The sequence below is a fragment of the Asanoa sp. NPDC050611 genome (genome assembly GCF_040654855.1).
GTDB lineage: Bacteria > Actinomycetota > Actinomycetes > Mycobacteriales > Micromonosporaceae > Asanoa.
Genome location: NZ_JBFAIU010000003.1, coordinates 65,679 through 76,068 on the forward strand (window position 1 = coordinate 65,679; position 10,390 = coordinate 76,068).

The following is a 10,390-nucleotide window of genomic DNA, read 5'->3' on the forward strand; positions in this document are numbered from 1 at the left end:
GCGGGACGGCCCGGGGCGAGTTGCGCTGGGGCGGTCGGGCTCATCGTTCCGCCTGCTCGGGCTCGACGACCGGCGGCCGGTCGGTGCCTGTGCGCCGCGCGGCTGGGCTCATCGGTGGGCCTCTTCCAGTTGGGGCTTCGGAGGTGGGGCGCCCTCGATGTCGAGGTGGGGGAGGATGCGGTCGAGCCACCGTGGGATCCACCAGGAGCGGTCGCCGAGGATCGAGAGGATTGCTGGCACCAGGATCATTCGGACGATGCTCGCGTCCAGCAGCACCGATACCGCCATGCCTACGGCCAGCATTTTGATCGTCGGGTCCGGGTCCGCGACGAAGCTGATGAATACCACGATCATGATCAGTGCGGCCGTCGTGATCACCCGGGCCGTGCCGCCGATGCCGAGGGCGACGCTGCGGCGGGTGTCCCGCGTGTGCAGGTAGGCCTCGTGTACGCGGGACATGAGGAAGACCTCGTAGTCCATCGACAGGCCGAACACGACGGCGAACATGATCATTGGGACGTACGCCGGGATCGACAGGGGCATGTCCACCCCGATCCACGACGCGCCCCAGCCCCACTGGAAGACGGCGACGATCACGCCGTAGGCGGCGCCGACCGAGAGCAGGTTCATCAGCGCGGCCTGGATGCCGATCACCAGCGAGCGGAAGGCGGTGGTCAACAGCAGCAGCGACAGGATCACGACCGCGAGGATCAGCCACGGCAGCCGCTCGACGGTCCGCGCCGTGAAGTCGTCGTAGCCCGCCGTCTGTCCCGTCACGTACGTGGTCGCCGGCACGTTCGGCATGACGTCGTCGCGGATCCGGTGCAGCAGGTCGGTGGTCGCCTGGTCCGTCGGGCCGGTGGTCGGGATGACGTTGATCAGGGCGGCGGTCCCTTGCGGGTCGACCAGCGGCTGCGTCACCGAGGCCACGCCGGGCTGCTGTTCGAGGCTCAGCCGCGTGCTGGTCAGCAGGGTCTCCGCGGAGCTGCCGGGCGGGATCTCGACGACGATCGTCAGCGGCCCGTTGGCGCCGGGGCCAAAACCTTGGGAGATCAGGTCGTACGCCCGGCGGTCGGTGTAGCTCGGCGGATCCGTGCCGGGCCCGAGCTGCCCGAAGTCGATCCAGATCAACGGGATCGTGATCACCAGTAGCGCGACGACGGCCGCGATGGCCCAGGGCCACGGCCGCCGGCTGACGTACCGCCCCCACCGGGCGAACGCACCGTGCTCATGCGACGGATGCGTGACGGAGTCGGTCCGTGCCCCTCCCGACGAGCCACCAACGTTCGCTCCAGGTGAGGCGCTGGCCCGCCGGGGACCCGCCGCCTCCGGTTGTCCCGCCGGCCCGGCGTCCGGCACGGGCGACGGCCCGGCCGGGCCCGCGTCGCCTTCAGCGGAATCGACCCGCCCGCGCCGGCCGGTCACACCTTCGTCGGCGTCCGAAACGGGCGACCGACCCGCCCCAGCCTCCCCGCCCTTGAGCGAACCGCCCGGCCCCCCGTTCTGCCGCGGGTGCGGCGGGGCGGGCGGAATCCCGACGCCAACCTCCCGCCGGCGGCGGAAGCGCATCGCGCGGACCGTGCGCCCGGACAGGCCCAGGAACGCCGGAATCAACGTCAGCGCCGCGATCATCGTCATCGCCACGCCCAGCGCCGCCGACACGCCGAGCGCGCTGATGAACGGCAGCCCCGCGATATACAGCCCGAGCATCGCGATGATCACGGTCGTCCCGGCCACCAGGATCGCCATCCCGGAGTGGGTGTTCGCGCTCGCCGCCGCTCCCACGTAGTCGTCGGTGTCGGCCAGGTCCTCGCGGTGCCGGGCCACCTGGAACAGGCCGTAGTCGATCGCCACGCCCAGGCCCAGCAGCGTCGCCAGCGTCGGGCCCGTCGTCGGGAACGTCACCACCGCGGCCAGCAAACCGATGATCGACAGGGCGGCGAGGACCGAGAACACCGCGGACACCAGCGGGATCAGCGCCGCGACGATCGAGAAGAAGATCAGGAAGAGGAGTACGAACGCCACGATGATGCCGACCAGTTCCGAGCCCAGGTCGTTGGTGCCGCGGGCGATCTGGCCGGACGCGGCGCCGTACTCGACGGTGAGCCCGGCCGCCCGCGCCGGCGCCACCGCCTGGTTGAGCTGGTCCAGGTAATCGTCGCCGAGCGTGTCCGTGGAGATGTCGTAGTTGACGTTGCCGTACGCGATCGTGCCGTCCGGCGACACCGTCGGCGGGCTCGTCGCGAACGGACTCGTCGCGCTGATCACGTGGCCCAGCTTGGCCGTGTTGGCCACCGCCTCGTTGATCACGTTCTGCTGGGCCACCACCGTCGCGCCCGGCGGCGCCTGGAAGACGAGCTGACCGACGAACGTGCTCTGCCCCAGGAACTCGTCGGAGATGACCTGCGCGCCCTTGTCGGACTGGCTACCCGGCACCGTGTAGTCGTTGACGTAGTCCCCGCCCCACCGGTTGTTGCCCACCACCAGGCCGACCACCAAAACCAGCCACGCGCCGATGACGATCCAGTGGTGGCGGGCGCAGGTGCGCCCGAGGCGGGCCAGGAACGCGTGCATGCGAGGTCCCCTTCGGGCGGCCCAAGGCGGTCCAGGGACCGGGCATACAGCTTAAAACGGTCAACTCGCCCGGACGTCCTCCTCGCGGAATTCCGTCGTCGGGCGGCCGCCGGCGGCGTACGCCTCGTGGTCGCCGGTCCGCAGCTCGACCCGGCGGATCTTGCCCGACAGCGTCTTGGGCAGCGGAGCGAACTCGATCCGGCGTACGCGCTTGAACGGCGCCAGGTGCTCCCGGCAGTGCGCGAAGATCGCGGCCGCCGTCGACGCGTCCGGCTCCCAGCCCGCGGCCAGCACCACGAAGGCCTTGGGCACCGCGAGCCGCACCGGGTCCGGCGACGGCACCACCGCGGCCTCCGCCACCGCCGGATGCTCGATCAGGACGCTCTCCAGCTCGAACGGCGAGATCCGGTAGTCGGACGCCTTGAACACGTCGTCCATCCGCCCGACATAGGTGATGTAGCCGTCCGAGTCGCGCGACCCGACGTCGCCGGTGTGGTAGTAGCCGCCGGCCATCGCCTCCGCGTTGCGTTCCGGGTCGCCCCGGTAGCCGACCATCAGCCCGAGCGGCCGGGCGCTGAGGTCCAGGCAGATCTCGCCGTCGTCGCCGGGTTTGCCGGTGGACGGGTCGACCAGAGCGACGGCGTACCCCGGCAACGGCCTTCCCATCGAGCCCGGCTTCACCGGCTGCCCGGGCGTGTTGGCGATCTGCACCGTCGTCTCGGTCTGCCCGAAGCCGTCGCGGATGGTCAGGCCCCACGCCTCGCGTACCCGGGAGATGATCTCTGGGTTGAGGGGTTCGCCCGCGGCCACCGCCTCCCGCGGCGGCGTGCCCAGCCGGCGCAGGTCGGCCTGCACGAGCATGCGCCAGACGGTCGGCGGCGCACAGAACGTCGTCACGCCGCAGCGGTCCATCTGCGCCATCAGTGCGGACGCGTCGAACCGGCTGTAGTTGTAGAGGAACACGCACGCCTGCGCGTTCCACGGCGCGAAGACGTTGCTCCACGCGTGCTTGGCCCACCCCGGCGACGAGATGTTGAGGTGGACGTCCCCGGGCCGCAGGCCGATCCAGTACATGGTCGAGAGATGACCGACGGGGTACGAAGCGTGCGTGTGCTCCACGAGCTTCGGCAGCGCGGTGGTCCCGGAGGTGAAGTAGAGCAGCAGCGGGTCGGTCGCCTTGGTCGGCCCGTCGGGGCTGAACTCCGCGCCGGCGTCGAGGCTCGCCGCGTAGTCGATCCAGCCCGCCGGGAGGTCACCGCCGCCAACCGCGATCCGCGTGTAGTCACCGGCGACGTCCGCCAGCTTGCCGGTCGACGCGGTGGTCGTGATGACGTGCCGGGCCCCGCCCCGGTCGAGCCGGTCGCGCAGGTCCGCCGGCCCGAGCAACGGCGTCGCCGGGATGATCACGGCGCCGAGCTTGGCGCACGCCAGGATCGTCTCCCACAGCTCGACCTGGTTGCCGAGCATGACGATGACCCGGTCGCCACGGGCCACCCCGGCGTCGGAACGCAGGAAGTTGGCCACCTGGTCGGAGCGCCGCGCCAGCTCCTGGAAAGACCGCTTGGCCTCGGAACCGTCCTCCTCGACGATCCACAGGGCCGGCGCGTCGTTGCCCTCGGCCATCGGGTCGAACCAGTCCAGCGCCCAGTTGAAGGTGTCCAGCTCAGGCCAGCGAAACTCGGCGAACGCCCGCTCGTAGTCGTCGGCGACGTCGAGGAGATAGTCCCGCGCCGCCCGAAACGCTTCTCCGCTCACCGCACCAGTCTGCTCCCGATCATCGTGCGGCGCGCGACACTGAAGGGCATGAAATATCTGATCATGGTGTACGGCAACCCGCGGTCGCGCGCGATCTGGGAGGGCTTCACGGACGAGCAGCGCGCGGAAGGCATGACCGAACACCTGGCCCTCCGCGCGGCCATGGAGTCCGCGGGCGAGCTGGTGCTGTCGGAACGCCTCGCGGACCCGTCGACCGGCACGCGCCTCCCGGCCGAGCCGGCGGCCCTGGCGTCGCTGGGGCTGCCGAGCGACGGCCCGTTCGCGGAGTCGAAGGAATACCTCGCCGGGTTCTACCTGGTCGACTGCGCGTCGCGGGAGCGGGCCCAGGAGTGGGCGGCGCGGATCCCGGAGTCGGCCCTCGGCCTGGTCGAGCTGCGACCCGTCTGGTCAGGCGACGTCACCGATCGGTAGCGTTCGGACACTTTGTGCGACTGGGCCACAGCGCTGGTCCTATCGTCCGACGCGATGGTCGACAGTGGAGCACCTGGCCGGTTGCGGGCCCTCGCGCACCGAGCCCTGACGCACAAATGGTGGGTCGGGATTTCCGGCGTCGCGGCCGTGGCCGCGGTGGTCGTGGCCGTTTCCCTGCCAGTCAGTCACACATGGTCAACATGCGCAATGCCGGCACGACCGGGGCCATCCTGCATCTCGCCAACCTGCGCGTCGAGGAGCTGACCCGCGGCGAGCCGCGGCCGGTGATCTGGTTCGAGTGCGCAACCGCCGGCAACGACGACATCGTCGAGGCCTTCGCCCACCTCGCCGAAGGCGGGCGCATCGAGATCGACCAGCGGAGCGGGGAGGACCTCCTGTCCGGTCACGCGTTCTCCGTCAGCCTCGCCCCGGGCGAAGGCGGGGTGCTGATCGTCCACCTGCTGGGCGGCGAGGCCGACTACGCAGGCCGGCTCGTCGTGACCGTCGAGTGCGGCGAGGCCAAGGAAGACGTCGTGCTGCGGCTCGGCGGCGAGGGCGAGACCTTCTCCGCCCCCGGCCGCGGGCGGTCGGTCACGGTCTCGCCGCCACGATCCGCCCAGCACCCGTTCCACTGCCACGGCCGGACCGACACCGACGACGACCACGACTGTGGGATTGCGGAGATCCGGAGCCGGATCTCCGCGGTCAGCTAGGGAAGAACGCTCCGGACCGAGCCGGCACCGTGACGTTGGTGCCCGACACGACCGCCTTCTGCTCCGCGTCGGTCCAGTTGACCGCCACCACGACCGGCGCGCCGTCGGGCCGGGTCAGCACGCGGTGCAGCAGCCCGGGCCCGGGCCTGTCCCAGGTGAGGGCACGCCGGTGGTCGGGCGCGAGCAGGTCGACCAAAGCCTCCCGGGTGCCGGCGTCGCCGGTGGCGGCGTAGCCGAGCGACGGATACGTGGCCACCAGCACCGCACCGCCCTTGCGCACGATGCCCGGCGTGCCGTCGGCGAACGTCGCCACCACCGCGGCGTCGGCCACCGCCAGCGTTTCGCGCTGCCAGTGTCCGGTCAGCCCGCCCACCGGGACGGACGTGACGATGTCGGCGTCGACCTGCCGCACCCCGAACAACCCCGCCAGACCCGCACCCGGCACCGACGGACGCCGCCGACCGAGCGGGTCGTACTCACCTGGCGCCGCCTCGGACAGCAGCGTACCTCCACGATGGACGAACGCGCCCAACGCCGACCCCAGCTCCGCGCCGGCCACGGACGGCATCGGCCAGTAGAGGGACGTCACGTGGGCCGGCACCCCGTCCACCGCGACCCGGTCCGCGTGCAGGATCTCGATCGGCAGGTCCGCGTCGAGCAGCACGCGGTACGCGCCGAGGACGGCATCGCGGTAGAGCGACATCGAGCGGTCCGAGGCGAAGGCGTGCAGTGCCGAGTCGCGGGAAACCAGCAGCCCGACCGACCCGGGCGCAGCGACGGCACCGTCCAGCGACCGGACCGCGGCCGCGAACCCGGACGCCGCCGCCACCCGCTCGGTCACGCTCCCGTCCGGGGCGCACAAGCCGTAACCGGGTGACTCCGGCCCGAGCAGCTCAGGCCGCCATTGCCAGAACATCACCCCGGACGCGCCCGCCGCCAGCGCGTTCCACATCCACAACGCGACCGTCGACGGCGCGGGATGCGGTGTGCTGTCGCGGCCGTAGCGGCGACCCCGCCCACCCTGCAACTCCGCCTGCCAGAACGGTTTCCCGTCCGCGGCGCCGCGCGCGGTGTCCAGGTTGAACAGATGCTCGACGTGGTCGTCGGCCATCAGCCACGTCGGAAAGCTCGACGTCCCGAACACGTCGACGGGCGCCGTCAAGGTGTATTCGTCGAGGGTGTGCGTCGCGAGCTGCCCGGTGAACCCGCTCAGCGCCACGTGCGTCATCACCGCATGCGCCGGATCAGCGGCCCGCACGACGGCACACCGCCGGTCGAGCCACGCGGCCAGGTTCCGGAACCAGTGCGACCGCCAGTCGACCATGTCCGGCACGGCCTCGAAGAGGCGGGGCGGCTCGACCTGGTCCCAGTCGGAGAACCGGCGCGACCACGCCGAGTTGAGCGCGTCCAACGAGCCGTAGGACGACCGCAGGCCCGCGACGAACGCCGCCACCGAGGCGGCGCAGTAACAGTAGAGGCGATCCGGGAAGTACGACGCGGGCTCGACGTGCGGCTCGTTCCACACGTCCCACACCCGCAGCGCCGGATGCTCGCGATAGCGCGAGACCACGGCGGTGAGAAAGGAAGCCGCCGCCTCCCACACCGCCGGGTTGTCGAAACAGAGCCCCGGCCAGCCGCCACCCGGCGTGTTCATCGCGGCGGTCAGCCGCACCGGACGCTGCTCGTGATCGTGATAGTGCGCCGCCGGATGCCGCGCGGCCAGCCAGTAGGGGGCGTTCTCCAGGATCGTGTTGACGACCACGCCGAGCCCCTGCTCGTGCGCCAGGTCGAGGAGCCGGTCGAGGTCCGCGAAGTCGATCGTGTCGGGCGTCGGTTGCATCCACGACCAGCAGGCCCAGAGCTTGACCGTGTCGAAGCCGGCCGACCGCATCCGGGCGAGGTCGCGCTCCCAGTCGTCCCGTGGCGGGTTCGGCGGCCGGTAGTACTGTGCCCCGACGATCATCCCTTCACTGCTCCAAACGTGAGGCCGCGCACCAGGAACCGTTGTGCGGCGAGGCCGAGGACGAAGACCGGGATCAGCGCGAGCACGGCCGCGGCCGAGCTGCCACCCCAGTCGACGGACACCGTGCCGATGAAGCTCGCGACCCCGATCGGCACGGTCTGGGTGTCCCGCCCCGACAGGACGAGGGCGAACAGGAACTCGTTCCACGAGAACAGCAAGCAGAGCACCGCGGTCGCGGCCAGGCCGGGCGCCGTCAACGGCAGGGCCACGCGCCGGAACGCGCCGAACCGGCCCGAGCCGTCGACGAGCGCCGCCTCTTCGAGATCCGGCGGCAGCTCCTCGAAGAACGACCGCATCATCCAGATGACGATCGGCAGGTTGAACGTCGTGTCCGCCGCGATCAGCGCGAAGTAGGTGCCCAGCAACGAGGTGCGCTGGAAGATCACGTACATCGGCACGACCAGGGCGACCGCCGGCACCATCCGGGTGAACAGGATGCCGCCGGCCCAGAACTCGCGGCCGCGGATGGGCAGGCGGGCCAGCGCGTACGCCGCCGGCACACCGACCACAAGGGACAGCAGCGTGCTGCCGAGCGCCACCAGCGTGCTGTTCACCAGGAACGACTGGAAGTGCAGCTCGCCGAGCACCTTGGCATAGTTCGACAGCGTGGGCGTGAAGGCCAGCTTCAGCGACGGGGTGAAGATGTCGGCCGGCACCTTGAGCGAGTTGACGACCACCGCCGCGATCGGCACCAGCACGCCGAGCAGGAACACGACCACGATCGTGTAGCTGGCGAGCGTCCACCGCTTCACAGCGCCTCCCGTCGGCGCAGCAGCCGGATGTAGACGGCGGAGATCACCAGGACGGTGAGCAGGATGAAGACGCTCAGCGCCATCGCGTACCCCATGTCGAAGTAGGAGAAGCCCGTCCGGTACGTGTAGAGGCCGATCGTCTCCGTGGCCAGCCCCGGCCCGCCCTTGGTGAGCACGAAGACCGTGTCGAAGATCCGGTAGGTGTCCATCGTGCGGAACAGCAGGATCAACAGGATCTGCGGCACGATCGCCGGGAGCACGATGCTGCGCAGGATCCGGATGTGGCCGGCGCCGTCGACCCGGGCCGCCTCGAACTGCTCCTCGCCGATCGACAACATGCCCGCGTGCATGACCAGCACGACGAACGGCGTCCACTGCCAGACGTCGACCGCGATCAGGGCCGGCAGCGCCAGCCCCGACGAGCCGAACCAGCCGACGCCGCTGGGCAACCCGACCGCTCCGGACAGCTGGGTGACGAGTCCGAACTGCGGATCGAGCAGGTAGCGCCAGAGCAGCGCGGTGACCACCGGCGCGATGATCATCGGCAGCAGGATCAGCGCGTTGGCCAGCTTCCGGCCCTTGGTCATCTCGAACAGCGCCGCCGCGACCACGAAACCCAGCACCAGTTCGACGCTGATCGCGCCGACCACGTAGATCACGGTGTTGACCAGCGCCCGGCCGACGGTCGGGTCGTCGAGGATCCGCGTGTAGTTGTCGATGCCGACGAACGGCTTCGGCAGGTTGAGGTCGGTCAGCTTCCAGGAGAAGAGCGAGAGCACCAGGGAGTACGCCAGCGGCAGGATGATCAGCACCGCCAGCACCACGAGCGACGGCGTCAGCATGCCGTAGCCGAGCCCGCGGCCGTGTCGCCCGCGGCGCCGGGGCCCGGCCCGGACCGGCGTGTCCACCGGTCCGGGCCGCGTCAGGGTGTCCACCCGTCGATCACCCACCAAGAGCCGAGGACACCGCCTGGAACATCGCGTCCGCGGCCTGCTCGGGAGACTTGTTGCCCTGGATCGCCTCCTGCACCGCCAGCTCGATCTGGTCCTGGGCCTTCGGCCAGGCCGCCACGCTCGGCTGCGGGTTGGAGTTGGTCAGGGCCTTGTTCATCGCGTCGAGGAACGGCAGCTTCGCCGCCACGTCCGCGTTGGTGTAGAAGTCCTTCGTCGCACCGCCGGTGGCCGCCGCGATCGCGACCTTCGCCTGCTGCGCGCCGCTGGTGTACCACTGCAGGAACGAGTACGCCGCATCCTGCTGGTCGGACTTGGCGGCGATGCACCAGTTCCAGTAGATGAGCTCGCCGGCCGGCTTGTCAGCGGTGAAGGCGAGCGGGACGTAACCCCACTTGCCGGCCGTCGACGACTTCGCCGGGTCCTCCAGCGCCTGGAGCGACGGCGTGGTGCTGATGATCATCGCGGCCTTGCCCTGCGCCGCGGCGGTCGACGCCTCGTCCACGTGGAAGTTGAGCACGCCGCTCGGCGCGTTCTTCGCCGCCTTCACGTAGAAGCTGACCGCGGTCGCCGCCGCGTTCTTGTCGAGGGTGGTCTTGCCGTCAGGCCCGAACCACCAGTTGCCCTGGGCCGTGAGCAGCGAGCCCATCACGTCGGCGACGGCGCCGCCGCGCTTGCCGGGCAGGGCGATGCCGGCCATGCCGTCCTTGCCGTTGAGCGTGGCCGCGGCGGCCGCGACCTCGTCGAGGGTGGTCGGCGGACGCAGGTTGTTCTTCTCGAACACGTCCTTGCGGTACGCGAGCACGGTGGTCGAGACGAAGTCGGGCAGGCAGTACTGCTTGCCGTCGTACTTGCCCTGCGCGAGCACGTTCGGAAGGTAGGAGTCGGCCGAGAACCCGCCCGGGTTGCGCTTCGCGTCGGCCAGCTTGTCGTCGATCGGTGCGAGATAGCCGGCCTTGGCGAACTCACCGAACCAGCTCGGGTGCACGTAAAGGATGTCGTACCCGCCGGCGCCCGCGAGCGCCAGCGCCTGCTTGTCGTGGAGGTTCTCGTAGGGGACGGCGTCGAGGTCGAGCGTGCCGCCGGTGGCCTTCGCCCACTCGGCCGCCGCGTCCTTCTGGCCGCTGGTCCAGGGGTCGCCCGCCGCGCCGCCACCACCGGGGTGGGGGAGATGGTCACCTGTGCGCCGTC

General features: G+C 70.7%; 8 protein-coding genes. 2 read left to right on the forward strand and 6 right to left on the reverse strand.

Annotation, left to right across the window (positions count from 1 at the left end; all coding sequences use genetic code 11):
- Positions 1-108: 108 nt before the first annotated feature.
- Both AB0H87_RS01120 and AB0H87_RS01125 read right to left on the reverse strand, forming a co-directional pair.
- A complete protein-coding gene (locus tag AB0H87_RS01120) occupies positions 109-2,574 on the reverse strand; it encodes an MMPL family transporter (protein WP_360137551.1) in 2,466 nt (821 codons plus the stop codon).
- A gap of 60 nt (positions 2,575-2,634) precedes the next feature.
- The gene (locus AB0H87_RS01125) at positions 2,635-4,329 is read right to left on the reverse strand and encodes an AMP-binding protein (RefSeq protein WP_360137554.1); all 1,695 of its coding nucleotides are present in this window, start codon (positions 4,327-4,329) and stop codon (positions 2,635-2,637) included.
- Between the two features lie 48 nt (positions 4,330-4,377).
- On the opposite strand from AB0H87_RS01125, the gene AB0H87_RS01130 reads away from it, so the two are divergent.
- Entirely contained in the window at positions 4,378-4,761 is a 384-nt protein-coding gene (locus AB0H87_RS01130; RefSeq protein ID WP_360137557.1) for a YciI family protein, read from the forward strand.
- Positions 4,762-4,952: 191 nt separating this feature from the next.
- On the forward strand, positions 4,953-5,474 hold the full coding sequence (locus tag AB0H87_RS01135) for a hypothetical protein (RefSeq protein WP_360137560.1): 522 nt from the start codon (positions 4,953-4,955) through the stop codon (positions 5,472-5,474).
- Here AB0H87_RS01135 and AB0H87_RS01140 read toward each other — a convergent pair.
- The 4 genes from AB0H87_RS01140 to AB0H87_RS01155 all read right to left on the reverse strand — a co-directional run.
- Positions 5,467-7,437: a beta-galactosidase gene (locus AB0H87_RS01140; protein ID WP_360137563.1), complete on the reverse strand. Its 1,971-nt coding sequence runs from the start codon at positions 7,435-7,437 to the stop codon at positions 5,467-5,469. The two genes, AB0H87_RS01135 and AB0H87_RS01140, sit on opposite strands and share 8 nt — an antisense overlap.
- Positions 7,434-8,249, reverse strand: coding sequence for a carbohydrate ABC transporter permease (locus AB0H87_RS01145; protein ID WP_360137566.1), 816 nt, complete (start codon positions 8,247-8,249; stop codon positions 7,434-7,436). Before AB0H87_RS01145 ends, AB0H87_RS01140 begins: the two co-directional genes overlap by 4 nt.
- Complete coding sequence (locus tag AB0H87_RS01150) at positions 8,246-9,184, reverse strand: sugar ABC transporter permease (protein WP_360137569.1); 939 nt, start codon at positions 9,182-9,184, stop codon at positions 8,246-8,248. The genes AB0H87_RS01145 and AB0H87_RS01150 overlap by 4 nt, the downstream gene beginning before the upstream one ends.
- Before the next feature lie 7 nt (positions 9,185-9,191).
- The coding region (locus AB0H87_RS01155; protein ID WP_360137572.1) for an extracellular solute-binding protein at positions 9,192-10,390 on the reverse strand (1,199 nt) is incomplete at its 5' end.